Genomic DNA, 22900 nt, shown 5'->3' with positions numbered 1-22900 from the left:
GTCACTTCCTTTCCGGATCTGCCGCCACCGCCGAGACCGGCACGATCTCGATGCCGCGCTTCTTGGCTTCGTTGACCCATGCGGCAACAGTGTCCACCGTCACGCCGAAGGCCGATCCGGTGCCGATGGCGAAGCCCTTGGCCCGCGCGGTCGCCTCCAGTTCGTCCAGCTTCTTCAGGATCGCGCCGCGGTCCTGCACGGCGTCGATCGTCGTGTCGCCGACCGCAAAGGGAACGCCGTCTTTCACCGCCAGGCCCGACGCCACCGAGCGCGCCGACGAACCGTCGTCGAGATAGCCGAGCCCGCGCCGGCCGAGTTCGGCCATGACGGGCGCCATCGCATCCTCGTCGGCACAAAACAGCGCGCCCATGTAGTTCATCACGGTGGTGTAGTTGGTCGTGCGCGACAGCGCCCAGCGCAGCCGTTTCAGGTTCTCGGCCGGTGTGGCGTCGACGGTCAGCGTGTTGCGGCCGGGATTGACGTTGGGATAGTCGAACGGCTCGAGCGGCAGCTGCATGGCGATCTCGTGGCCGGTCCGCCGCGCCTCCTGCATCCAGCGCCCGATCGAATTGCCCTGCGGCGCAAAGGCGAGTGTCACTTCCGAGGGCAGCCTGGCGATGGCCTCCTGCGTGCCGGTCTGCGATACGGCGAGGCCGCCGATGACAATGGCGACGCGCGCGCCGCCGGTGCCGGACCAAGGCCTTGCATAGACGTCGAAGGGGCGCCTGCCGTCGACGGAACGGATCGGCAGCGGCCCCTGCTCGCTCATCTCGATCAGTGCCCGGTCGGGCAGGTGCGCGGTCGAGAGATTCTGGCTGAATGTCGACGGATCGTGCACGACGATGCCGGCTTCGCCACCGGTCTCGGTCGGCCGGACGTGGATGATCTGCGGCCCGTCCTTCTTCGGGGCCGGCTCGACGGCCGTCGATGCCTGCGATGCGGGCGGAGATGATGGAGCGGCCGGTTTTTCGTCCTGAGTGGACTTCACCTCGACCGCAGGCGCGGGGTCGCGCAAGTCCCGGTTGCGCAGCGCGATCGCGGCCGATCCGCCAACGACCGCCAGCAGCACGAGCGCCACGGCTGCCTGTCCGACGCCGAAGCGGCGTTCCCGAGAACCGCGCCCCGGCCCGATGGACTGTCCGAGCGGACGGTCTATCTCCTTGTCCGCCTCAGCCAAGCCGCAACCCCTGCCGCCGGCCGCCAGCCTGCGAATCAGGCCGCCGGCACCTTATGTCTCGGCAAGGATGACATCGGCGGTCGTTCACTGCCAGGGGAGGCGCGGTCGTACCAGGATCGATGCTGGGCCGGGCCGCGCTGTTCCGCCGTATGGCGCGGCTGCCGGATGACCGGCGCACCGGCGTCACTGGCGGATCGGACCGCCGCCAGTGCTGGAATCCAGGGAAGGTGCCGGGGACGACCACCGTCCGATCACTGGTTCATGACGGCCTTTTCAGGATTCGGCGGGAAGGCCGGATCGGTCTTCTCGCCGCGCAGCAGCTCTTCGGCGTATTTGAGCTGCAGGTCGTCCTTCGGATCCGGAGGCACATAGGCGGCCGAGCCGGACCCCTTGTCGCTCTCGTCGGCGCCCTTGATGTGGCCCTTGAGATCGGACTCGCCGCGCGTCACGTCGCGGCCCTGCAATTCCGGCGGCAGCGGCTGGTCGACCTCGATGTCGGGCGTGATGCCCTTGCCCTGGATCGACTTGCCGGACGGCGTGTAATAGAGCGCCGTCGTCAGCCTGAGCGCGCCGTTCTCTCCCAGCGGGATGATGGTCTGCACCGATCCTTTGCCGAAAGACTGCGTGCCGACCACCGTGGCGCGCTTGAGGTCCTGCAGCGCCCCGGCGACGATCTCCGATGCGCTGGCCGACCCGCCGTTGACCAGCACGACCAGCGGCTTGCCGTCGATGTCGTCGCCTGCCTTGGCGTCGAAACGCGTCACGTCCTTCGGATCGCGGCCGCGCGTCGAGACGATCTCACCGCGATCGAGGAAGGCGTCGGAGACCGACACTGCCTGGTCGAGCAAGCCGCCGGGATTGAGGCGCAGGTCGAGGACGTAGCCCTTCAGCTTGTCCTTCGGCACCTGCTTCTTGATGTGGTCGATCGCGTCCTCGAGATCGTCGTAGGTCTTCTCGGTGAAGGAGGTGATCTTCATGTAGCCGACGTCGTTCTCGACCCGGTACTTGACCGCCTTGACCTTGATGGTGTCGCGCACCACCGTCACCTCGATCGGCTTGTCGGCGCCTTGGCGGATGATGGTCAGCTTGATGGGCGAGCCGACCGGGCCGCGCATCTTGTCGACCGCGTCGTTGAGCGTCATGCCGTTGACTTCAGTGCCGTCGATCTTGGCGATGTAGTCGCCGGCCAGCACGCCGGCCTTCGCCGCCGGCGTATCGTCGATCGGCGTGATGACCTTGACGAGGTTGTTCTCCATCGTCACCTCGATACCGAGTCCGCCGAACTCGCCCTTGGTCTGAACGCGCATGTCCTGCGCTTCCTCGGCGTTCATGTAGGAGGAGTGCGGATCGAGCGAGGTGAGCATGCCGTTGATGGCGTTCTCGACAAGCGCCTTGTCGTCCGGAGGCGTCACATATTGTGCCCTGACGCGCTCGAAAATGTCACCGAAGATGGCGAGCTGCTTGTAGGTGTCGGAACTCGCGGCGTTCGCTGTCGAGCCGGGAGCGCCATAGACCAGGCTCATGGCGGATGCGCCCATCAGCGCACCGGCAAGCAAGAGCGAGAACTTCCGCATCATCTAAGTCCTTCCAGAGAGACGGTCCGCCCACCACGGGTTCGGATCGACGGGTTTTCCATCTTTGCGGAACTCGATGTAGAGTTCCGGTGTGACACCTTCATTGTGCGTGGCTGCGGCACTCGCGACCCTTGCCTCGCCCATCGCGCCGATCGGCTCGCCGGCGAGCACCGATTGACCTGACGCGACGCTCAATCTGTCCATCCCCGCCAGCACGACATGATAGCCGTCGCCGGCATCAAGGATCAAGAGTTGGCCATAGGAGCGGAACGGCCCCGCGTAAAGTACATTCCCATCCGCCGGCGCGGTGACGATTGCCCCCGATTGTGTCGCGAGCATGTCCCCCTGCATCACGCCGCCGTTACCATCCTTGTCGCCGAACCGGCGCTTGATCCTGCCGGTCGCGGGCAGTGCCATCTGGCCTTGCAACGCCGAGAAGGCGACCGAATCGGCGAGCTGATTCGCCTCCGGCACCGGAAGCGACGCGAGTTCCTGCTCAGCCGCCTTGCGCTGCTCGTCCAGCTTCGCCGTCTCAACGGCCCGTTCCGCCGCCTGCCGCTTGGCCTCGGCCGCGTCGCGCGCCTTTTCGGCTTCGGCATCGAGCGAGGCGATCAGGTCTTTCAGGCTTTCCGCGCGCTGGGCGAGATCGGCTGCCTTCTTGTGCTCCTGCGTCAGCGCTGTTTCCGTATCCGCCTGGAGCCTGCGCTTGGCTTCCAGCAAAAGGGTCAACCGCTGTTTTTCGGCAGCCTGGTCGGTGACGGCCGCGGCCAGCCGGCTGCGCTCGGCCTCGATGGAGGTCGTCACGCGCGTCAGTTCCTTCAACTCGGCCACCAGATCGTCGGTCTCGCGGCGAAGCTGTGGCACCACCGCGCCGAGCAGGATGGCGCTGCGTACCGAAGACAGCGCGTCCTCAGGTTTGACCAGGATCGCCGGGGGCGGGTTGACGCCCATGCGCTCCAGGCCGCCCAGCACTTCGGCCAGCACGTCGCGCCGGCCGGCCAGCGAGGCACGAATCGTCTTTTCCTGTTCCTTGAATCCCTCAAGCCGCGCGCCGATATCCTCGATATCCCGGCTGAGCTTCTGCTCGGTCTTGGCCGACTGGACGAGGGCCGCCGTTATCGAGGCGCGGTCCTTCTTCACCGTCGCGATGTCGGCGGCGAGCTTGGCCAGCCGTTCCGTCGACAGCGTCACTTCGGAGACGACGCGCTCGTATTCGGCCCGGCTCTTGTCCGGATCAGGCGCGTCCTGTGCCTTCGCGGCAAAAGCGGCAAAGGCAAGCGTCATGGAAAGCGCAGCGACCATGCCGCCACGCGATCGCCTGCCTGCCGGGTTTCGCCGTCCTGCCATGGTACTTTCTAGACGCGGCTTCGTTAACGAACCATCAACCATGTTTGCGGCCCGCACACTCCCGCATCATTGCCGCCAATGAGGCGAAAATCCGGGCGTCAGCTTCGATGATAAGGGTGGCCGGCCAGGATGGTCGCCGCCCGGTAAAGCTGTTCGCCGATCATGACCCTCACCAGTTGATGTGGCCAGGTCATGGCGCCGAGCGAAACCACCAGTTCCGCCTGGTCGCGTAGCGAAGCGTCGTGGCCGTCGGCCCCGCCGATGGCGACGATCAGCGCCTTGCGGCCGTCGTCGCGCAGCAGGCCGATCCGTCCGGCGAATTCCTCGGAGGAAAAGCTCCGGCCGCGCTCGTCGAGCAGCAGCAGGGCCGTGCCGGGCTGCAGATGGCTCTGGAGGACGCGGCCTTCATCGCGACGGCGCTCCTTCGCCGTCTGTCCTCTGCTTTCGGGCAGTTCCGAAACGCCCGCGAATTCAAGCCCGATCGCGGGGCCGCTGCGGGCGAACCGTTCGAAATAGCGCTCGGCAAGCTCCCGCTCGGGGCCGGCCTTCATCCGGCCCACGGCATGTATGGCAATCTTCATCCCTGCCTCAACGAGCTGGATAGAGGCTCAGTGGAGGGTTTCCTCTTCGAGGTCCGGCGCCTGCCACATCTTTTCGAGATTGTAGAAGTCGCGGACTTCGGGGCGGAAGACATGGACGATGATGTCGCCCGAATCGATCAGGACCCAATCGGCGCTGGCCAGGCCCTCGACGCGCGCGGTTCCGAGACCGGCATCCTTGAGCGCCTTGATCAGGTGGTCGGCGACTGCCGAGACATGGCGGTGCGACCGGCCCGAGGCAATGACCATGTGGTCGCCCAGGCTCGATTTTCCCTGAATATCGATGGAGACGATGTTTTCGGCCTTGGAGTCTTCCAGACTGGCAAGGACTATTTCGAGGGCGCGGGAGGATACGTCGCTGACGTTGATCCCGGCCGGCGAAGGCGCGATGTCGGCCTTCTTCCGAAGTGCTGTTCTCAGTGTTTTTCCTTTCCCTGAAAGAACAACCAAATCACCAGTGAAAGCAGGTGACCAGCCCTAGATAGGCAGAGTTCGGGGGCAGTTTCAAGACAGCGGTCCCGAAACCTTGCTCCGGATGGTCCGCTACAGACATCCGCGGCCGCCGCGTGATCAGGCCTCCGGCGTACGGTCGCCCGTCTCCTCCGGGGTAAAGGCGAGGTCGGCCGGCAGCGGCGCCTGCGCCGTCATCGGCGCGAAATCGCCGGTCTCGGCCGACGGCACGGCGCGGGAGGTAACGACCCGCCAGGCGACGAACAGCGCATAGGCGAAAGCGAGAGCGACCGAAACGTAGATGAAGGCCTGGGTGCCGTAGACGGCCGACAGGCCGGTGACGATACCGGGCACCACGAATCCCGACAGCGACCACGCGAACAGCAGCGACGACGATAGCGCCACCAGTTCCTCCTTGCTCGCCCTGTCACCTGCATGGGCGCTGGCCAGCGAGTAGACCGTTTCCGAAGCGCCGTCCCACAGGAGATAGACCACGATCAGCAGGGCAAGCGGCCCGCCGTCGAACCCCAGCGCTGCAAGCCCTGCCACAACGGCCAGCGTCGCCGCGCCGATCAGCACGTAGCGGCGGTCGGTGCGGTCCGACAGCCAGCCGAGTGGAAACTGCAGGATCAGCGTGCCGAGCGGCATCGACGCCATCAGCAGCGCCACGTCGGCCTGGCTGTAGCCTTTCGCCGTGGCATGGATCGGTGCGAAGCCGGCGATCGACATGGAGAGTCCGCCGACGGCCAGCATCCCGGCAAGGCCGACCGGCGAGACGTTCCAGGCCTGGCGCAGGGCCACGGAAGCCGCGATCGGCGGCGGCGGCTGGGCCAGACGCGTCATGCCGACAGGCAGGATCGACAGCGCGGTGAAGGCAATGCCGATGAGCGGAGCCGCCGCGCTTCGGATGTCGATCATCGCCAAGGTGAAATAGCCCACCCCCAGGCCGGCGATATAGGCGACGTAGAACAGCGCCATCACCCGGCCGCGAATGGCGTTGGGAACAGCGTCGTTGAGCCAGCTCTGCGCGACGATGAACAGGCCGCAGATGGCGAAACCGTAAAGCGCGCGCGCCGCCATCCACAAAAGCGCATGCGGCCCGGCACCAATGGCCGCGTTGGACAGCGCGATCAGCGCCGACAGCACCATGAAGGCGCGCGCATGGCCGACCCGACGGACCAGCGGCCCGGTCAGCAGGCAGCCGGCGATGCCGCCAGCCGAAAGGCCGGTGACGATCAATCCCGCCCAGGTCGGATCGACGCCCTCCGCGCCCAGCCGGACGGGGATGTAGGCGAACATCAGCCCGTTGCCGATGGCGACCAGCGCCATCGATACGACGACGCTGGCGATCGCCACCAGCGGGGCCGGCTGGCTGCCTCTCGAATCGATCACGGCTGCGTCGGATGCGGTCATGCGGCCACATTGCCCCGCGCCGTGTGCGAAGGCCGCCGTAAAAGCGACATCGCCAGCGACAGCGGGGGTTCCGGAGAACGATCGCGGCGGCTTAGCGCCGCTGTTCGGCCTGCCGGATGGCGGTCGAGGACATTGATGAGCGCGGACCGTGGATGAAGGTCCAGGCCGGCGCCTTCATGCGCGCCAGGACCGGCGCATCGCGCTCGTCGACGCGTGCATAGTCGAAAGTCTTGGCCGCGACCGAGGACAGGAAGGAGAGCGTCGCGCCGGGGCGGTCGATCACCGCGATCGGAAAGGTCATCATGATCTGCCGCCAGCGCTGCCAGCGGTGGAAGTCGCGCAGCGAGTCCGCACCCATGATCCAGACGAAATCGACGCCGGGGTTGCGGGCGCGTACCAATGAAAGCGTATCTGCCGTATAGCGGACATGATGCGCGGCTTCGAAGGCGGTGACCTTGATGCGGGGGTCCTCAGCGATCTTTTCGGACAGCCGGATACGCTCGGCGAGCGGCGCCAGTTCCCGCATCGATTTCAGCGGGTTGCCCGGCGTCACCATCCACCAGAGTTGGTCGAGGTCGAGCCTTCTCAGCGCGATCTCGGCCACAAGCGCATGGCCGGCATGCGGCGGGTTGAACGAACCGCCGAACAGGCCGACCTGCATGCCCTTCTCGACATGCGGCATGCGCAGGTAATTCGGCGCGACCGGCGCTATGGAAGACGGCATGGCTCAGGGATCCCTCTCATCCTCCCGCAGCCCCAATCAGGGCGATCGACCGTCAATTTGGTCGGGCGGCGAAAATCACGCCCGCACCTGGCCGCTGCCCCGCACGCGGTACTTGAACGAGGTCAATTGCTCGACGCCGACCGGACCGCGGGCGTGCATCTTGCCGGTGGCGATGCCGATCTCGGCGCCCATGCCGAACTCGCCGCCGTCGGCGAACTGGGTCGAGGCGTTGTGAAGCAGGATCGCCGAATCGATCTCGCTGAAGAAGCGCGCGACCGCCTCTTCGTCCTCCGCGATGATCGCTTCGGTATGGTGGGAGGAATAGGTCTCGATATGGTCGATCGCCTCGCCCACGCCGTCGACCAGCTTCACGGCGATGACCGCGTCGAGATACTCGGTCACCCAATCCTCGTCCGTCGCCGGAACGGCGTCGGACCAGGCCTTCATCACCTCTTCGTCGGCATGGATCTCGCAGCCGGCCTCGCGCAGAGCGGTCAGGATGGGAACCAGATGCGTCGCGGCCGCCGCGCGGTCGATCAGCAGGGTCTCGGCAGCGCCGCAGATGCCGGTGCGCCGCATCTTGGCGTTGACCACCAGCCGTTTCGCCATCTCAAGGTCGGCCGATTTGTCGACATAGACATGCACGATGCCTTCCAGATGCGCGAACACGGGCACGCGCGCCTCCGTCTGCACGCGTTCCACCAGGCTGCGTCCGCCGCGCGGCACGATCACGTCGAGATTGCCGTCGAGGCCCTTGAGCATTTCGCCCACGGCAGCGCGGTCCGCCACCGGCACGAGTTGGATGGCGTCCGCCGGCAGGCCGGCCGCCTCCAGCCCCTTGACGAGGCAGGCATGGATGGCCGCGGAGGAATTGAGCGAATCCGATCCGCCGCGCAGGATCACCGCATTGCCTGCCGCCAAGCACAGCGCACCTGCATCGGCGGTGACGTTGGGCCGGCTCTCGAAGATGACGCCGATGACGCCGAGCGGCGTGCGCACGCGCTCGATCTTCAGCCCGTTCGGGCGTTCCCATGCGGCGATGACCTGACCGACCGGATCGGGCAGGGCGGCGATCTCGCGCACGCCGTCCGCCATGGCGCGGATGCGCTCCGGCGTCAGCTTCAGGCGGTCGACGAAAGACGCGGCGAGCTTCGCTTCGGCCGCCTTCTCCATGTCGATGGCGTTAGCGGCGAGGATCGCCTGTTCGTTGGCCAGCAGGGCGTCGCCCATCGCCTTCAGCGCCTTGCGCTTGGTGACCGAGGGCGCGGTGGCCAGCGGGCGCGCGGCGGCGCGGGCGCGGCGACCCATGTCCCGCATCAGCCTGGCAATCTCTCCATTGTCATGCACTTTCAGCATGGTCGGCCTCTTTCTCGGGAGCGTGGCCCGTGATCACCAGATCGTCGCGATGGATCATCGCGGAACGCGCCTCGTAGCCGAGCACCGTCTCGATCTCGGCCGTCTTCAATCCGGCGACCCTTACGGCATCTGCGGCGTCGTAGGCAACCAACCCGCGTGCCACCTCGCGTCCCTCGGGGGAGAGGATCGCCACCGTGTCGCCGCGTGCGAAATTGCCGCTGACCAGTTTTACGCCGGCCGGCAGCAGCGATTTGCCGGACATCAGCGCCCGCACGGCGCCGTCATCCACGGTCAGCCTTCCGGCGGGTTCGAGTTGGCCGGCGATCCAGGTCTTGTAGCCCTTCACCGGATGCGCGCTCGGCCTGAACAGGGTGAAGCGCTCGCCACGCTCGATCGCCAGGATCGGCGACAGCCGCGTGCCGGCGGCGATGATCATGGCAGTACCCGCGCCGGTGGCGATCTTGCCGGCGTCGAGCTTGGTGCGCATCCCGCCGCGCGAAAGCTCGGAAGCGGCCGCTCCGGCCATCGCCTCGATCTCGGGCGTGATACGCTCGACGACGGGCAGGAATTCGGCGTTCGGATCGCGTGCTGGCGGTGCGCTATAGAGGCCATCGATGTCGGAGAGCAGGATAAGCAGGTCCGCACCCATCATGGTGGCGACGCGCGCCGCCAGCCGGTCGTTGTCGCCGTAACGAATCTCGGAGGTTGCCACCGTGTCGTTCTCGTTGATGACGGGCACGGCCTTCATTTTGACCAGCGTGGAGATCGTCGCGCGGGCGTTGAGGTAGCGCCGGCGCTCCTCGGTGTCGCCGAGGGTCAGCAGGATCTGGCCGGATTTCAGCCCGTTGCCGGCCAGCGCGTCCGACCAGGCGCCGGCGAGCGCGATCTGCCCGACGGCCGCCGCCGCCTGGCTTTCCTCAAGCTTGAGCGCCCGACGGCCAAGCCCGAGGATGGTGCGGCCAAGCGCGATCGCGCCGGACGAAACTACGAGGACCTCCGCGCCGTTATCCGCCAGTTCTCCGATATCAGCCGCGAGCGAGTCCAGCCAATCGCGCTTGAGGCCGCGCGCGCGGTCCACCAGCAGCGCCGAGCCGATCTTGATGGTGATGCGGCGATATTTCCTTAGCGAAAAGGACGTCATCGGGACACCTACTCGCCGGACTGCCAGCGGGAATCGACTGCGGCAACTTTCTCCGCATCGTCCTGCCGTGCGTCCTCGACCACCTTGATCAGCGCGCGCAGCACCGCTTCCACGCCTTCGCCCGTGGCCGCGGAAAGAAGCAGCGGCGCCCGGCCAGCCGCCTTCTTCAGCGCGGCGGCCTTCTTCTTGCGCGCCTCTTCGTCCAGCGTGTCGACCTGGCTGAGCGCGAGCACTTCAGGCTTCTCGACCAGGCCATGTCCGTAAGCTTCGAGCTCGCCGCGGATCGTTCGGTAGGCCTTGGCCGGATTGTCCTCCTGCGCCGAGACGAGATGCAGAAGCACCCGCGTGCGCTCGACATGACCGAGGAAGCGATCGCCGATGCCGACGCCCTCATGCGCGCCTTCGATCAGTCCCGGGATGTCGGCAATGACGAATTCGCGCGCATCGATGCGCGCCACGCCAAGCCCCGGATGCAGGGTGGTGAAAGGATAGTCGGCGATCTTCGGCTTGGCCGTCGTCACCGTCGCCAGGAAGGTCGATTTGCCGGCATTCGGCAGGCCGACCAGCCCGGCGTCGGCGATCAGCTTGAGACGCAGCCAGATCCACATCTCCTCGCCCGGCAGACCGGGGTTGGCGCGGCGCGGCGCCTGGTTGGTCGAGGTCTTGAAATGCTGGTTGCCGAAGCCGCCGTTGCCGCCCTTGGCCAGCAGGAAGCGCTGGCCGGCAACGGTCAGGTCGCAGATCAGCGTTTCGTTGTCCTTCGCGAATATCTGCGTGCCGACCGGCACCTTCAGCATTACGTCGCCGCCCTTGGCACCGGTCATGTTGCGGCCCATGCCATGCACCCCGGTCTTGGCCTTGAAGTGCTGCTGGTAGCGATAGTCGATCAGCGTGTTCAGCCCCTCGACCGCCTCGGCCCATACGTCGCCGCCGCGGCCGCCGTCGCCGCCGTCGGGGCCGCCGAACTCGATGAACTTCTCGCGCCGGAACGACACGGAGCCTGCTCCGCCGTCGCCGGAGCGGACATAGACCTTGGCCTGATCGAGGAATTTCATCGTATCGTCTTGCTTGCTATGGGAATTTGCGACGACCCTGCTCTACCCTATGGAAGGCCGAAGGGCGAGCGGCGTGTTTCGGTTTCGGGCACAGGCAGGAATGATTTGGCGATGAGACTGGTCAGCTACAACATCCAGTACGGCATAGGCCTCGACGGCCGCTATGATCTCGCCCGCATCGTCGATGCCGTGCGCGAGGCGGACGTGATCGCACTGCAGGAGGTCGCGCGCAACATTCCCAACAATGGCGGCCGCGACATGGTGGCCGAGATCGCAGAAGCCCTGCCTGACCGCTTCTTCGTCTACGGTTCGAATTTCGAGGCCAATATCGGCTCGCATGTGGAGGACGGGCGGGCCGTCACGACCATGTTCCAGCTCGGCAACATGATCCTGTCGAAGACGCCGATCCAGCTTTCGCGCAACCTGCTCCTGCCGCGCAGCCGCTCCCTCGAAGCGCTCAATTTCCAGCGCGGGGCGCTGGAAGCGCTCATCGACACGCCGCTCGGCCTCATCCGCTTCTATTCGACCCATCTCGACCACCGCAGCCCGGCGGAGCGCATGAAGCAGGCGCGCTTCCTGCGCGAGCGGGTACTGAGCTATCCGCTCGAAGGCGGCGGCCTGTCGGGATTGAAGGAGGTCGGCCTGCCGGAACCGCCGGCCGGCGAGGCCTTCCTGGTCGCCGGCGACTTCAACATGCTGGCCGGCTCTGCCGAATACGGCGCGCTGTGCGGTGCGCCCGATCCTGAATTCGGCCTGCCGCTGACGGCCGATCTGTTCGTCGATGCCGCTGTCCGTCTCGGCGCCGGCGGTGACGACCTCGTCAGCTGGGTCGACCCCGAGCGCCCGCAAGACGTCACCCGCCACAAGCGCATCGACTACATCTTTTCCAGCGCGTCGCTGGCGCCGGCCTTGAAGACCTATCACGTCGATCGGCAGGCGGTCGGGTCCGACCACCTGCCGATCTGGCTGGAATTCGGTTGAAACGCGCCGGGAACGAAAGCCGGGCCGCAGCCGGCGCATCGAACGGCCTCGCCGTTTTCCGTCCGATGCGCCGTTCGTCACAGCCGCACCCAGGTGCGCAGGCTGGTCCAGGTGCGGCGGTCGAGACGATAGCGCTCGACAGGCACCTGGCCGGCCGCGATGGAATTGAGCATGCCCTGGCCGGCATACTGGAAGCCGCATTTGTGAATGACGCGCCGCGAGGCCGGGTTGATGACGCGGCAGGACGCGTGCAGCACCTGGACGGTGGTGCGCGCGAAGGCGAGATCGACCAGCGCATGCGCGGCTTCGGTCGCGTAGCCGTTCTTCCAGTAGGGCTCGCCGATCCAGTAGCCGAGCTCGAGGCCACGGTCGGTCGCGTTCAGACCCGCGCAGCCCACGAAAGCGCCGTCGTCCTTGCGGGTCAGCGCGTAGGCGGTGCCCGTCCGGCGCTGCCGGGTCATCAGCAGGAAGGCGCGCGCCTCGGCCTCGCCATAGGGATGCGGCATCCGCGCCAGCATCTCGGCGACATGGCGGTTGTCCGCCAGCGTCACCAGTTCCGCGACGTCGCTCTCCTGCGGCGCGCGCAGCACCAGCCGCTCCGTGGAAAGCACCGGGCAATCGATGACGAAACTTTCGTCTTCGCTGTCGTCCGCTTCGGCAACCATGTCAAAAGTCCTCCAGGCAAGAAAAAAGGGAGATGGTCACCCATCTCCCCTGATCCTTTTCCTGGCTTTGCCAGACACCGGTTCCCGAGATGGGCGCCGGTGTTGTGGTGCGGAACCGGCTACTCCGCGGCCTTGGTAATCGGGTTTACCGACACGTAGGTTCGGCCATTGGCTTTTTTCGCAAATGCGACGGCGCCCGCTTCGAGGGCGAAAAGCGTGTGATCCTTGCCCATGCCGACATTGGTGCCGGCATGCCACCTGGTGCCGCGTTGACGGATGATGATGTTGCCGGCGATGACGGCTTCGCCGCCGAACTTCTTCACGCCAAGGCGCTTGGATTCGGAATCGCGACCGTTGCGCGACGAACCGCCAGCTTTCTTGTGTGCCATGTTACTGCTCCTTTGCGCCTCGAGGGCGCCTCGAATTCTCTATGAACGCGTTCGCGTTCCGTTTCAAGCCTGCCCGGTCGAAATCCGGACGGTTACTTCTTCGCCAGGTCCTTGGCCTGCTCGCGCCAGTCGCTGATCTGGTCGGCGCTGAACGGCATGTGCTCGTCGATCCTGGCGACATCCTTGTCAGTCAGCTTGGCGAGCTGCGCGAAGGTAGTGATGCCCTGCTCGTTGAGGTCCTTCGCCGCCACCGGGCCGATGCCCTTGATGACGGTCAGGTCGTCGGGCTCGCCCTTCGGCGCCTTGAACAGCGGCGCGGCGGCCGACGGAGCGGCCTCTTCCTTGGCAGCGGCCTTCGGCGCAGCCTCGGCCTTCTTGGAAGGCTTGGCGCCGCCGATCAGGATTTCCGAGATGCGCACGGTGGTGAAGAGCTGGCGGTGGCCGATCTTGCGGCGCGAGTTCTGGCGGCGGCGCTTCTTGAAGGCGATGACGGTGCGAGCCTTGCCCTGCGCCACGACTTCGGCGGCGACGGAGGCGCCGTCCACGAAGGGTGCGCCGATGGTGACGTCGTCACCCTCGCCATGCGCCAGCACGTTGCCGATCTGCACGATCTCGCCGATCTCGGCCTCGAGTTTCTCGATCTTGAGCACGTCGTTGGCGGCCACGCGATACTGCTTGCCGCCCGTTTTGATGACTGCGAACATTTTTTGCCTTTCGCTGTTCGGTCGGCCTCGATCGCCGCCAGGCTCCACGCGGGAGAAGGCAGCCGGCCGTCTTTTTTTCAGTCTGCGGGTTCAAAAAACAAGCGGCGCGGAAAGCTCCCACGCCGATTGCGCGGGCTGCGTAGCCGAAGGGGCCTGTCGAGTCAAGGGAAAGCACCGTTTTGCCGGCGATTTGGCCTTGTAACCGGGCGCTCCACCCGTTATCTACTGCGCCGCGCCGGCAACGGCCCGACCATGCGACGCGGAGAAGTGGCAGAGTGGTCGAATGCACCGCACTCGAAATGCGGCATGCTCGCAAGGGCATCGGGGGTTCGAATCCCTCCTTCTCCGCCATCTTCGGTCATATCTACGCATCTCTGATACGTTCGTTTTCCCGCAGCGGACATTGTCTGCCGCGCCAAGGCCGATCCGTATCGCTTGGATCCGCAACCGCAAGGCGCGCCCTTATCGTGTCCAGATCAGAACTGTAAATATCGTACCGGTCACGGCCGCAGCTGCCGTGACCAGCCAGCCGGCACGCAGGAAGTCGACGAACCGGTAGTTGCCCAGCCCCATCACCAGCGTGTTGTTATGGTGGCCGAAGGGCGTCAGGAAATCGATCGAAGCGCCCATCGCCACCGCGATCAGCAGAGGCTCGGGGGCGACGCCGGCGGCACGTGCGGCGTCGATCGCGACGGGACCCAGAACGATCATCGTCGAGGCATTGTTGACGAAGGGCGTGACCGCCAGCGCCAGCACGAGCATCGCCGCGACCAGCGACATCGCGCTGCCGCCGGGAAGGGCGGTCGTGAGAGTGGTGGCGACGAGTTGTGCCGTGCCTGTCGTCTCGACGGCCGTGCCGAGGGGTATCATCGCCGCCAGCATGATCAGGATCGGCCAGTTGAGCGCGCCGATCGCCTCGCGCAGGTCGAGCGTTCCCGCCGCCAGCACCAGGACGACCGCGCCGAACGCGATTTGCGGCGGCACCAACGCCGTCGCGGCGGCGGCGATGCCGGCCGCGAAGATCAGCAGGCTGAGATCGCTGGCGGGAGGATGCCGCGGCTGGGAATCGCCGACCGCCAGCATCTCCGTTTCGGCGAGCGCGTCGGCAATGCGCGCCGGCGGTCCGTCGAGATAGACGATATCGCCGATCGAGAGCTGCAGGTCGCCGAACGTTCCTTCGATGCGGGATGTCCTGGGCGATACGGCGACGACCTCCACGTCGCGCGAGGCGAAGGCGACGAGGTTGCCGATTCTCGACCCGACGACCGTGCTTTCGGGCATGACCACGGCGCGCGTGGAAGGAAGCGGCTTTTGGCGCTCTGAGGCGATCGTCACATCACCGCTTCGCAGCAGGCTGTCGACGGCTCCCGCCGACGCCTGCAGCAGAACGGTATCGTTGGGTTCGAGGACGGCGCGACCTTTGGCGAGGAAGACATGGGTGCCGCCGCGCATGAGCGAATGGACGGCGAAAGGCAGGTCGGAAAGAGGACGGCCTGCGACTGCGGAGCCGGCGGTCACCCTAGCTTCCAGGACGAGCGGGCGCTTCTCGTTTTCGGGCGCCTCGTCCGGTCGCGCGCCGCCGGCAAAGCGCGGCACCATAAGCGTGATCGCCACAAGGCCCGCCAGCGCGGCCGGGATGCCGGCCCATGCGAAATCGAACAGGGCGAAGTGGCGTCCGGTCGCGGCGACAAGCTGGCTGTTGGCGATGAGATTGGCCGGCGTTCCGATCTCCGAGCAGATGCCGCCGAGAAGCGTGGCGAAGGACACCGGCATGAGGGCGCGCGACGGTGCGATGCCGGCGGCGGCGCAGACGCCGTAGATGACGGGAAGCATCAGCGCCAGCGCCCCGATATTGTTCATGAAGACGGAAATGGCCGCTGCGATCACGCACAGCATGGCGATGGTGGCGCGTTCGCCCAGCCTGGCCGATACGATGCGGGCGGCCAGCCGGTCGAGCAGCGCCACCCTGGAAAGGACCTGGACGATGAGCAGGATTTCGATGACGGTGACCACGGCGGGGTCGGCGAAGCCGGCAAAGACTTCGCGGGTCGGCACCAGGCCGAGCGCGAAGCCCAGCCCAAGCCCCGTCAGCGCCACCAGTTCCATGCGCCAGCGGTCCATCGCGAACACGACGAGCATGCCGCCGAGAAGGACGAGGATAGCGACCTGATCGAAACTCATATGCGGCCGTCCATGCTGTCGTGAGCCTCGCTCCGCCGTGGTGCGAGGCTTAGCATGGCAGGTCCGCTAGCTGAAGGCTTTCGCCCCGGCCGGATCAGGTGCCGGTCAGTGCCAGCGCCACCCTGTTGTCGCCCACGCGAGCGCCGGCATCCGCGGCGGGCGGCATGTTCGGATCGGCCGAGAAGAGTCGCCAGCGCGTCGGGCGAAACGCCACCCGCCCCTTGGCGACACTCGGGTGATCGGCCGGCACTTCGATCTCGGCACTCAGGTGGCCGGCGCCGACGGAAAGCTCGATCCGCCGCGCTCCCGCCATCCTGCGGCTCGACACCACCGTGCCGGCGAGGCAGCCGCCGCATCCATGCAGGAGCTCAATGTCGTGCGGCCTGAAATGGAGCGTGGCGGGACCGTCGGGAACCTTGCCGGCCGGAATGCCGATCGGCCTGTCCTCGAACCAGATCTGACCGTCCTCGATCCGCACCGGCAGGTCGCTGGACTCGCCGATAAAGGAGAACACGAAGGGCGACGTCGGCCGGTCGTAGATGTCGTCGGGCGTGCCGATCTGTTCTATCTGCCCCTGGCTCATAACCACCACGCGGTCCGCCAGTTCGAGCGCCTCCTCCTGGTCGTGCGTGACGAAGACGGTGGTATGACCGGTGCGGTCGTGGATTTCGCGCAGCCAGCTTCGCAATTCGCGCCGGACCTTGGCGTCGAGCGCCCCGAACGGCTCATCGAGCAGCAGCACGGTCGGCTCGATCGCGAGCGCGCGCGCCAATGCCACGCGCTGGCGCTGGCCGCCGGAAAGCTGGTGCGGATAGCGCTTCTCCAGCCCCGAGAGCTGGACGAGGTCCAGAAGCTCCAGGCTGCGCCGGCGGATTTCGGCGGTGGGCACCTTCGAGGTTCCACGGCGCACGCTGAGGCCGAAGCCGATATTGTCCAGTACCGTCATGTGGCGGAACAGCGCGTAGCTCTGGAAGACGAAGCCGATGTTACGCTCCTGCACGCTCTTGAGCGAGGCGTCCTCGCCGCCGAACAGAATCTGTCCGTCGGTCGGTTGGTCGAGGCCGGCGACCAGTCTCAGCAGCGTCGTCTTGCCGGAGCCGGAAGGGCCGAGAAGCGCGATCAGCTCGCCGGAGGCGATGTTGAGCGAGACGTCGTTCAGCGCGGCGAAACCATCGAACTGCTTGCGTACGTTGCGGATGGAAAGATCCATGCCTGGCTCCTAATGGATGGTGGCGCGGGAGGTGGCCCGCGCATAGCGGAACTCCAGCAGTGTTTTCACGACCAGCGTGACAAGCGCCAGCAGCGCCAACAGCGACGCGACCGCGAAGGCGCCGGCGAAATTGTATTCGTTATAAAGAATCTCGACCTGCAGCGGCATTGTGTTCGTCAGGCCCCTGATGTGGCCGGAAACCACCGAGACCGCGCCGAACTCGCCCATGGCGCGCGCGTTGCAGAGCAGCACGCCGTAGAGCAGGCCCCAGCGGATATTGGGCAGCGTGACCCGCCGGAAGGTCTGCCAGCCGGTGGCGCCGAGCGACAGCGCCGCTTCCTCGTCGGCCGTGCCCTGATCCTGCATCAACGGAATAAGCTCGCGCGCGACGAAGGGGAAGGTGACGAAGATCGTGGCCAGCACGATGCCGGGAACGGCGAACAGGATCTGGATGCCGTGGCCGGTGAGCCAGGGGCCGAGCAGGCTGCTCGAGCCGAACAGGAGCACGTAGACCAGGCCCGAGATCACCGGCGACACGGAGAAGGGAAGGTCGATCAGCGTGATCAGGAACGCTTTGCCCTTGAACTCGAATTTGGCGATGGCCCAGGCCGCCGCGACGCCGAAGACCAGATTGAGCGGCACCGCGATGGCTGCGACCAGAAGGGTGAGCCTGATCGCCGCTAGCGCGTCCGGTTGCGCCAGCGCCGCGAAATAGCCGTCGACGCCCTTGGCGAAGGCCTGGGCGAACACCACGACCAGCGGCAGCACCAGGAAAAGCAGCAGGAAAAGCAGTGCGACCGCTATCGGCAGGAGACGCGTGAGCGGGCTCTCCGTCACGGCCGATCGCGCTGGCTTGCCGTTTCGGGTGGCAGAGCTTTTCCCGTGGGCGGCGAATGTCGCTTCAGACGCCATAGCCGAATCTCCCGCGGCTCCAGGCCTGGATAAGATTGATCACCAGCAGCATCGCGAAGGAAATCGCCAGCATCACCGTCGCGACGGCGGTCGCCGCCGCATAGTTGTATTCCTCCAGCCGGATGACGATCAGCAGCGGCGCGATCTCCGACACGTAGGGAATGTTGCCGGCGATGAAGATCACCGAGCCGTATTCGCCGACGGCGCGTGCGAAGGCGAGCGCGAACCCGGTCAGGATCGCGGGGGCGAGGCCAGGCAGGACGACGCGTCGAAGCGTCTGCAGGCGTCGCGCGCCGAGCGTCGCCGCGGCCTCCTCGACCTCCCTGTCGATCTCTTCCATCACCGGCTGGACCGTTCGCACCACGAAGGGAAGGCCGATGAACACCATGGCAAGCACCACGCCGAGCGGCGTGTAGGCGACCTTGACGCCGAGGGGCGCCAGCAGAGCGCCGATCCAGCCGTTCGGCGCATAGAGCGTGGTCAATGCGATGCCGGCCACCGCGGTCGGCAGGGCGAAAGGCAGATCGACCATCGCGTCGATCACGCGCTTGCCGGGAAAGCGGTAGCGGACAAGCACCCAGGCGACCAACGTGCCGAAGAGAACGTTGATCAGGGCCGCCGCCACCGCGCCGCCGAAGCTCATCCTCAGCGCGTTGAGCGTGCGCGCATCGGTGGCGATCGACCAGAACTGCGGCCAACCGAGTTCGGTGGAGCGCCAGACGACGCCCGCCAGAGGGATCAGCACGATCAGCGACAGATAGACGATCGAGAAACCGAGCGTCAGGCCGAAGCCTGGCAGGACGCTCGGTTTCCTGAAACGCCATCCGGCCGTTGCGGTGGCAACCGTCATCTTATTGTCCCGGCTTGTAGATCTGGTCGAACACGCCGCCGTCGCCGAAATAGGCCGGTTGCGCCTTCTTCCAGCCGCCGAATTCGTCGATGGTGGCGAGCTTCAGGTCGGGAAAGCGCTTGAGATCGGCCAGGTCCGCCGCTTCCGGCTTGAACGGCCGGTAGTAGTGTTTGGCGGCGATCTTCTGGCCTTCGTCGGAATAGAGATATTGCAGATAGGCCTCCGCCACCTTGCGCGTTCCCTTGGCGTCGACATTGCCGTCGACCAGCGCCACGGGCGGCTCGGCCTTGATCGAGACGGAGGGCACGACGATGTCGAATTTGTCGGGGCCGAGCTCGTCCAGGGCCAAGAACGCCTCGTTCTCCCAGGCCAGCAGCACGTCGCCGAGGCCCCGCTGGGCGAAGGTATTGGTGGCGCCGCGCGCGCCGGTGTCGAGCACCGGCACATGCTGGTAGACCTTTTGGACGAAATCCTGCGCCTTCTTGTCGTCGCCGCCATATTGGACACGCGCCCAGGCCCATGCGGCAAGGAAGTTCCAGCGGGCGCCGCCCGACGTCTTGGGATTGGGGGTGATGACCTGGACGCCGTCCTTGATCAGGTCGCCCCAATCCTTGATGCCCTTGGGGTTGCCCTTACGCACCAGGAAAACGATGGTCGAGGTGTAGGGCGCGTTGTTGTTGGGCAGCTTGCCGCGCCAGTCGGCCGGAATCTTGCCGGTCTTCTCGGCGATCGCGTTGATGTCGGCTTCGAGCGCCAGCGTCACCACATCGGCGGGCAATCCGTCGATCACCGACCGCGCCTGTGCACCGGAACCGTTGTGCGAGGTCTGGATCGTCACCGTTTCGCCGGTATCCTTCTTCCATTTCGCCGCGAAGGCCGCATCGAAATCCTTGTAGAGCTCGCGCGTCGGATCATAGGAAACGTTGAGCAGCGTGACGTCGGCAAAGGCGAAGCCCAGGCTGCCGAACTGAGCGATTGCCGCAAGCGCGGCGGACAACAAGAGCGATCTGCGATTGAGGGTCATGTCTGCCTCCTTTTCTTGAAACAGGCATACTCTATCGATTTAGTCGAGATTAAAAATGCGCGAGTGTTCCTAATGTTCCCATCGTTTGAGGCGATTTGTCCGTTTCAGCCTGCCAGAAGAGAATCGATTTTCCTTCGTTCCGGCTGCAGAATCGAAGCGATCGAGGTGCTGTCGAGGATCGTGCGCGACGCTTCGGCGACGGTGGCGAATGCCCGCCTCACCTCGCAATTGCCTTCGTCGGCGCAATCCTCGCAGCGGCGGTACGCCATGCGACTGAGGCAGGGCAGCGGCGCGAGCGGCCCGTCTACGATGCGCAGGATCTCACCGAAGCTGATGTCCTGTGGCGGCTTGAGCAGGGAGTAGCCGCCGGCCTTTCCGCGGCGGCTTGCCACGATGCCATGATGTTTCAGGTCGAGCAGGATCTGCTCGAGGAATTTCTTGGGAATGTTCTCGCGCTCTGCCAATTCTCCGATGATCGTCACCTGGGAGGGATCGGCTTTGGCCAAGGCCAACACGGCCTTGAGTGCGTATTTCGCCTTTTGTGAAATCATCTCGAACGATATCGCTGGAATGTTTTGCAGCCGGTCGAAATTGGCCGACGTCGTGCAAATGCGGCTAAGGAAACCACTGGAACAGCGGGAGCCGCATTCGTCCGCCGCCCCAGATCGCAACAATGTCGCCCACTTCGTTCTTTTTGTCCATGTCGCAGGCGTGCCGGGGCCCGCCGAGTCTTGGCCGGTGGCCCACAGTGAGTGGATCAGATGACAATGATTTGCCATCCAATGGTGCCCTTGTCGCGCCTGGCCTTCGCAGATCAAGCTGCAAGCGGTCCGATTTCCGGTTTGATCGAACCGAACGCCCCTCGGGTTTTCCGATGGCGAGGGAATGCTTTGAGAGAAACAATCAGTGCAAGGCGCTTGCACTATCCAGCAACCGGTCGCCGCTATTTTTGTTCCGTCAAAACTCGCGACCGCAATCCGCGCATGCGCGGCCTTCTCATCTGCTTCCGCGCAATCTTATTTCAACCATTCGGAAAACACGAAAGCCGCGGAGTTCCGCGGCTTTGGATCGGTTGGGAAACTGGAGCGGGCGAAGGGATTCGAACCCTCGACCCCAACCTTGGCAAGGTTGTGCTCTACCCCTGAGCTACACCCGCTCGCGCGGCCCCAATCAGGATAAGGGGGCCGCAAGCCGCGCCTATATGGCCGAAGCGCGCGGTGATTGCAACAGGGAAATAGCAGCTTTTCGGCGCGCTGCGCAAACGGGTTTGCGGCACGATGGATCCGGGTGCCGGCTGCGCCGCAATCTCGATGTTGCCGTGAAGGTCCCGCTCCAGCCAATCGAGCGTTTCGGTTTCGGTGCGGGGGTCCCATTTCCTGCCGGCTGCCGTGGCGGCGGCGCGTCTTGCCCGCCGTGTCGCTTGGCTTTAAAGCATGTCATGCGGGAGAGGCGCCGGCTGCGGACCTGGCACGCGCGACCCGGCCAGCATGGTGTGCGAACGATCACGGTGCGGGTCTGCGGACGGCGGCGGCGCATGTTCACACCAGCGGAGATACCATGCCGAAGACGGAAGCCGAACTTCTTTCCTTTCTGGACACGCTGGGAATTGCGGTGAAGACGCACCGCCATCCGCCGCTTTTCACCGTCGCCGACTCGCAGTCGCTGCGCGGCGAGATCGAGGGCGGACACACCAAGAACCTGTTCCTGAAGGACAAGAAGGACAATTATTTCCTGCTGACGGTCGACGAGGACGCGGTCGTCGACCTGAAGCAGGTACATCACCTTATCGGGGCCGCGAGCCGGGTCTCCTTCGGGCGTCCCGACATGCTGATGGAACTGCTGGGCGTCGTGCCGGGCGCGGTCACCGTCTTCGGCCTGATCAACGATACCGGGGGCCGCGTGAAGGTCGTGCTCGACGAAGACCTGATGAAAAACGCGACTATCAACGGGCATCCGCTGACCAACGAGGCGACGACTTCCATCGCCGCCGCAGACCTGACCAGGTTTATCGAAGCGACGGGGCATGAGGCCGTCGTCTTGAAAGTCTCGGCGTGATCTCCAAATTTGGAGCAGAACCAGGGCAATGATGGCTGTGGCCGCCAGCAGACGGCCGAAAGGGCAGAAATGAGCAACGACACTCCGTTCGGAGCGGGCAATTCCTATTCCACCACCATCAGCTACGGCGGCACGCAGCAAGGCGTCGGTTTGGTCGCGCCGCCTGCGCCGGTGGACGACCTGATCAAGGACACGACGACGGCCGGCTTCGCCGCCGACGTCATCCAGGAATCGCGGAACCAGCCGGTGCTTGTCGATTTCTGGGCGCCATGGTGCGGCCCCTGCAAACAGCTCACGCCGGTCCTTGAAAAGGCGGTCCAGGCGGCGGGCGGCAAGGTCAGGCTGGTCAAGATGAACATCGACGAGCATCCGTCCATCGCCGGCCAGCTCGGCATCCAGTCCATCCCCGCCGTCATCGCCTTCCGCGACGGGCAGCCGGTCGACGGCTTCATGGGCGCCGTGCCGGAAAGCCAGGTGCAGGCCTTCATCGCCAAGCTCGGCGGCAAGGACGCCGCGGCCGACATCGCCGCGGCGCTCGAAGAGGCGACTGCCCTCAAGCAGGCCGGCGACAGCCAGGGCGCCGCCGCCGTCTACGACGCCGTGCTCCGGCAGGCGCCCGACAACGCCGACGCCATCGGCGGGCTGGCGACGCTGCTTTTCGAGGGAGGCGACGCGGTGGGTGCGGAAGATCTTCTCGCCACCGTTCCGGAAGCCTCGAAGGAGGCGCCCGCGATCGCCGCCCTGCGCGCGCGCATGGCGCTCGACGCGCAGGCCGAGGCGCTGGGTGATCCCGCCGAGCTGGAGCGCCGGGTCGCGGAGAACCCGAAGGATCACCAAGCGCGCTTCGACCTCGCCATGGCGCAGAACGCGCGCGGCGAGCGCATGGCGGCGGCCGACAACCTGCTGGCGATCATCAAGGCGGATCGCGGCTGGAATGACGACGGCGCGCGCACACAGCTGCTGCAGTTCTTTGAGGCGTGGGGTATGGCCGACGAAGCGACGCTGGCGGCGCGGCGCAAATTGTCGTCGCTGCTTTTCGCCTGAACCCATCCAGCCGCGGCTCCCCTAGGGCCGCGGCGGAAGGCGTAAAAGC

22 protein-coding genes and 2 tRNA genes are annotated in these 22900 nt (G+C 65.8%); 4 read left to right on the top strand and 20 right to left on the bottom strand.

Features of this window, described 5'->3' with window-relative positions:
- Nucleotide 1: 1 nt before the first annotated feature.
- The 10 genes from ABMA46_RS01380 to obgE form a co-directional block, all read right to left on the bottom strand.
- Nucleotides 2-1177: a divergent polysaccharide deacetylase family protein gene (locus ABMA46_RS01380; RefSeq protein ID WP_348997487.1), complete on the bottom strand. Its 1176-nt coding sequence runs from the start codon at nucleotides 1175-1177 to the stop codon at nucleotides 2-4.
- Nucleotides 1178-1428: 251 nt separating this feature from the next.
- On the bottom strand, nucleotides 1429-2754 hold the full coding sequence (locus tag ABMA46_RS01375) for a S41 family peptidase (protein WP_348997486.1): 1326 nt from the start codon (nucleotides 2752-2754) through the stop codon (nucleotides 1429-1431).
- Nucleotides 2755-4098: a murein hydrolase activator EnvC family protein gene (locus ABMA46_RS01370; protein WP_425475671.1), complete on the bottom strand. Its 1344-nt coding sequence runs from the start codon at nucleotides 4096-4098 to the stop codon at nucleotides 2755-2757. It lies immediately after the preceding gene.
- Nucleotides 4099-4196: 98 nt separating this feature from the next.
- A complete protein-coding gene (rlmH, locus tag ABMA46_RS01365; RefSeq protein WP_348997485.1) occupies nucleotides 4197-4679 on the bottom strand; it encodes a 23S rRNA (pseudouridine(1915)-N(3))-methyltransferase RlmH in 483 nt (160 codons plus the stop codon).
- Between the two features lie 27 nt (nucleotides 4680-4706).
- Nucleotides 4707-5087, bottom strand: a complete 381-nt coding sequence (rsfS, locus tag ABMA46_RS01360) for a ribosome silencing factor (protein ID WP_348997913.1) — start codon at nucleotides 5085-5087, stop codon at nucleotides 4707-4709.
- Nucleotides 5088-5267: 180 nt separating this feature from the next.
- Entirely contained in the window at nucleotides 5268-6560 is a 1293-nt protein-coding gene (locus ABMA46_RS01355; protein ID WP_348997484.1) for an MFS transporter, read from the bottom strand.
- Nucleotides 6561-6651: 91 nt separating this feature from the next.
- Complete coding sequence (locus ABMA46_RS01350; RefSeq protein WP_348997912.1) at nucleotides 6652-7242, bottom strand: nicotinate-nucleotide adenylyltransferase; 591 nt, start codon at nucleotides 7240-7242, stop codon at nucleotides 6652-6654.
- A 117-nt stretch (nucleotides 7243-7359) separates the two neighbouring features.
- Nucleotides 7360-8640, bottom strand: a complete 1281-nt coding sequence (locus ABMA46_RS01345) for a glutamate-5-semialdehyde dehydrogenase (RefSeq protein WP_348997483.1) — start codon at nucleotides 8638-8640, stop codon at nucleotides 7360-7362.
- On the bottom strand, nucleotides 8624-9781 hold the full coding sequence (proB, locus tag ABMA46_RS01340; protein WP_348997482.1) for a glutamate 5-kinase: 1158 nt from the start codon (nucleotides 9779-9781) through the stop codon (nucleotides 8624-8626). The genes ABMA46_RS01345 and proB overlap by 17 nt, the downstream gene beginning before the upstream one ends.
- An 8-nt stretch (nucleotides 9782-9789) precedes the next feature.
- Nucleotides 9790-10836: a GTPase ObgE gene (obgE, locus tag ABMA46_RS01335; protein WP_348997481.1), complete on the bottom strand. Its 1047-nt coding sequence runs from the start codon at nucleotides 10834-10836 to the stop codon at nucleotides 9790-9792.
- Nucleotides 10837-10947: 111 nt separating this feature from the next.
- On the opposite strand from obgE, the gene ABMA46_RS01330 reads away from it, so the two are divergent.
- Nucleotides 10948-11817: an endonuclease/exonuclease/phosphatase family protein gene (locus ABMA46_RS01330; RefSeq protein ID WP_348997480.1), complete on the top strand. Its 870-nt coding sequence runs from the start codon at nucleotides 10948-10950 to the stop codon at nucleotides 11815-11817.
- Nucleotides 11818-11894: 77 nt separating this feature from the next.
- Here the strand turns inward: ABMA46_RS01330 and ABMA46_RS01325 are convergent, their stop codons facing one another.
- The 3 genes from ABMA46_RS01325 to rplU form a co-directional block, all read right to left on the bottom strand.
- Entirely contained in the window at nucleotides 11895-12482 is a 588-nt protein-coding gene (locus tag ABMA46_RS01325; protein ID WP_348997479.1) for a GNAT family N-acetyltransferase, read from the bottom strand.
- A 119-nt stretch (nucleotides 12483-12601) separates the two neighbouring features.
- Nucleotides 12602-12871, bottom strand: a complete 270-nt coding sequence (gene rpmA / locus ABMA46_RS01320; RefSeq protein WP_348997478.1) for a 50S ribosomal protein L27 — start codon at nucleotides 12869-12871, stop codon at nucleotides 12602-12604.
- Nucleotides 12872-12963: 92 nt separating this feature from the next.
- On the bottom strand, nucleotides 12964-13575 hold the full coding sequence (gene rplU, locus ABMA46_RS01315; RefSeq protein ID WP_348997477.1) for a 50S ribosomal protein L21: 612 nt from the start codon (nucleotides 13573-13575) through the stop codon (nucleotides 12964-12966).
- Nucleotides 13576-13836: 261 nt separating this feature from the next.
- Between rplU and ABMA46_RS01310 the strand changes: the two genes are divergently transcribed.
- Nucleotides 13837-13926 (top strand) — tRNA-Ser (locus ABMA46_RS01310).
- Between the two features lie 111 nt (nucleotides 13927-14037).
- Here the strand turns inward: ABMA46_RS01310 and ABMA46_RS01305 are convergent.
- The 7 genes from ABMA46_RS01305 to ABMA46_RS01275 all read right to left on the bottom strand — a co-directional run bounded on the left by ABMA46_RS01305 (nucleotide 14038) and on the right by ABMA46_RS01275 (nucleotide 20908).
- Entirely contained in the window at nucleotides 14038-15756 is a 1719-nt protein-coding gene (locus tag ABMA46_RS01305) for an SLC13 family permease (protein WP_348997476.1), read from the bottom strand.
- A gap of 94 nt (nucleotides 15757-15850) precedes the next feature.
- Nucleotides 15851-16966 (bottom strand): sulfate/molybdate ABC transporter ATP-binding protein, encoded by a 1116-nt coding sequence (locus ABMA46_RS01300; RefSeq protein WP_348997475.1) that lies wholly within the window; start codon nucleotides 16964-16966, stop codon nucleotides 15851-15853.
- A 9-nt stretch (nucleotides 16967-16975) separates the two neighbouring features.
- Nucleotides 16976-17878 (bottom strand): sulfate ABC transporter permease subunit CysW, encoded by a 903-nt coding sequence (cysW, locus tag ABMA46_RS01295; protein ID WP_348997474.1) that lies wholly within the window; start codon nucleotides 17876-17878, stop codon nucleotides 16976-16978.
- Nucleotides 17868-18728 carry a sulfate ABC transporter permease subunit CysT gene (gene cysT, locus ABMA46_RS01290; RefSeq protein WP_348997473.1) on the bottom strand — a complete coding sequence of 287 codons (861 nt, stop codon included), beginning with the start codon at nucleotides 18726-18728 and terminating at the stop codon, nucleotides 17868-17870. The genes cysW and cysT overlap by 11 nt, the downstream gene beginning before the upstream one ends.
- A gap of 1 nt (nucleotide 18729) precedes the next feature.
- Nucleotides 18730-19752 (bottom strand): sulfate ABC transporter substrate-binding protein, encoded by a 1023-nt coding sequence (locus ABMA46_RS01285; RefSeq protein ID WP_348997472.1) that lies wholly within the window; start codon nucleotides 19750-19752, stop codon nucleotides 18730-18732.
- 104 nt (nucleotides 19753-19856) lie between these two features.
- Nucleotides 19857-20303 (bottom strand): RrF2 family transcriptional regulator, encoded by a 447-nt coding sequence (locus ABMA46_RS01280; RefSeq protein WP_348997911.1) that lies wholly within the window; start codon nucleotides 20301-20303, stop codon nucleotides 19857-19859.
- 530 nt (nucleotides 20304-20833) lie between these two features.
- Nucleotides 20834-20908 (bottom strand) — tRNA-Gly (locus tag ABMA46_RS01275).
- Nucleotides 20909-21309: 401 nt separating this feature from the next.
- On the opposite strand from ABMA46_RS01275, the gene ABMA46_RS01270 reads away from it, so the two are divergent.
- Both ABMA46_RS01270 and trxA read left to right on the top strand, forming a co-directional pair.
- Nucleotides 21310-21807, top strand: coding sequence for a prolyl-tRNA synthetase associated domain-containing protein (locus ABMA46_RS01270; RefSeq protein WP_348997910.1), 498 nt, complete (start codon nucleotides 21310-21312; stop codon nucleotides 21805-21807).
- A gap of 69 nt (nucleotides 21808-21876) precedes the next feature.
- Nucleotides 21877-22851, top strand: coding sequence for a thioredoxin (trxA, locus tag ABMA46_RS01265; RefSeq protein WP_348997471.1), 975 nt, complete (start codon nucleotides 21877-21879; stop codon nucleotides 22849-22851).
- The last annotated feature ends 49 nt before the right edge of the window (nucleotides 22852-22900 follow it).

The organism is Mesorhizobium hunchu, from assembly GCF_040081975.1.
Taxonomy (GTDB): Bacteria; Pseudomonadota; Alphaproteobacteria; order Rhizobiales; family Rhizobiaceae; genus Mesorhizobium; species Mesorhizobium hunchu.
This window is presented reverse-complemented; position numbering and strand designations above follow the sequence as displayed.

Bases quoted from the DNA above. Each gene is read 5' to 3' on its own strand.
- ABMA46_RS01375 (WP_348997486.1), bottom strand. From the start codon at position 2,754: ATGATGCGGAAGTTCTCGCTCTTGCTTGCCGGTGCGCTGATGGGCGCA.
- ABMA46_RS01370 (WP_425475671.1), bottom strand. From the start codon at position 4,098: ATGGCAGGACGGCGAAACCCGGCAGGCAGGCGATCGCGTGGCGGCATG.
- rlmH (WP_348997485.1), bottom strand. From the start codon at position 4,679: ATGAAGATTGCCATACATGCCGTGGGCCGGATGAAGGCCGGCCCCGAG.
- ABMA46_RS01355 (WP_348997484.1), bottom strand. From the start codon at position 6,560: ATGACCGCATCCGACGCAGCCGTGATCGATTCGAGAGGCAGCCAGCCG.
- ABMA46_RS01350 (WP_348997912.1), bottom strand. From the start codon at position 7,242: ATGCCGCATGTCGAGAAGGGCATGCAGGTCGGCCTGTTCGGCGGTTCG.
- ABMA46_RS01345 (WP_348997483.1), bottom strand. From the start codon at position 8,640: ATGCTGAAAGTGCATGACAATGGAGAGATTGCCAGGCTGATGCGGGAC.
- proB (WP_348997482.1), bottom strand. From the start codon at position 9,781: ATGACGTCCTTTTCGCTAAGGAAATATCGCCGCATCACCATCAAGATC.
- obgE (WP_348997481.1), bottom strand. From the start codon at position 10,836: ATGAAATTCCTCGATCAGGCCAAGGTCTATGTCCGCTCCGGCGACGGC.
- ABMA46_RS01330 (WP_348997480.1), top strand. From the start codon at position 10,948: ATGAGACTGGTCAGCTACAACATCCAGTACGGCATAGGCCTCGACGGC.
- ABMA46_RS01325 (WP_348997479.1), bottom strand. From the start codon at position 12,482: ATGGTTGCCGAAGCGGACGACAGCGAAGACGAAAGTTTCGTCATCGAT.
- rpmA (WP_348997478.1), bottom strand. From the start codon at position 12,871: ATGGCACACAAGAAAGCTGGCGGTTCGTCGCGCAACGGTCGCGATTCC.
- rplU (WP_348997477.1), bottom strand. From the start codon at position 13,575: ATGTTCGCAGTCATCAAAACGGGCGGCAAGCAGTATCGCGTGGCCGCC.
- ABMA46_RS01305 (WP_348997476.1), bottom strand. From the start codon at position 15,756: ATGAGTTTCGATCAGGTCGCTATCCTCGTCCTTCTCGGCGGCATGCTC.
- ABMA46_RS01300 (WP_348997475.1), bottom strand. From the start codon at position 16,966: ATGGATCTTTCCATCCGCAACGTACGCAAGCAGTTCGATGGTTTCGCC.
- cysW (WP_348997474.1), bottom strand. From the start codon at position 17,878: ATGGCGTCTGAAGCGACATTCGCCGCCCACGGGAAAAGCTCTGCCACC.
- cysT (WP_348997473.1), bottom strand. From the start codon at position 18,728: ATGACGGTTGCCACCGCAACGGCCGGATGGCGTTTCAGGAAACCGAGC.
- ABMA46_RS01285 (WP_348997472.1), bottom strand. From the start codon at position 19,752: ATGACCCTCAATCGCAGATCGCTCTTGTTGTCCGCCGCGCTTGCGGCA.
- ABMA46_RS01280 (WP_348997911.1), bottom strand. From the start codon at position 20,303: ATGATTTCACAAAAGGCGAAATACGCACTCAAGGCCGTGTTGGCCTTG.
- ABMA46_RS01270 (WP_348997910.1), top strand. From the start codon at position 21,310: ATGCCGAAGACGGAAGCCGAACTTCTTTCCTTTCTGGACACGCTGGGA.
- trxA (WP_348997471.1), top strand. From the start codon at position 21,877: ATGAGCAACGACACTCCGTTCGGAGCGGGCAATTCCTATTCCACCACC.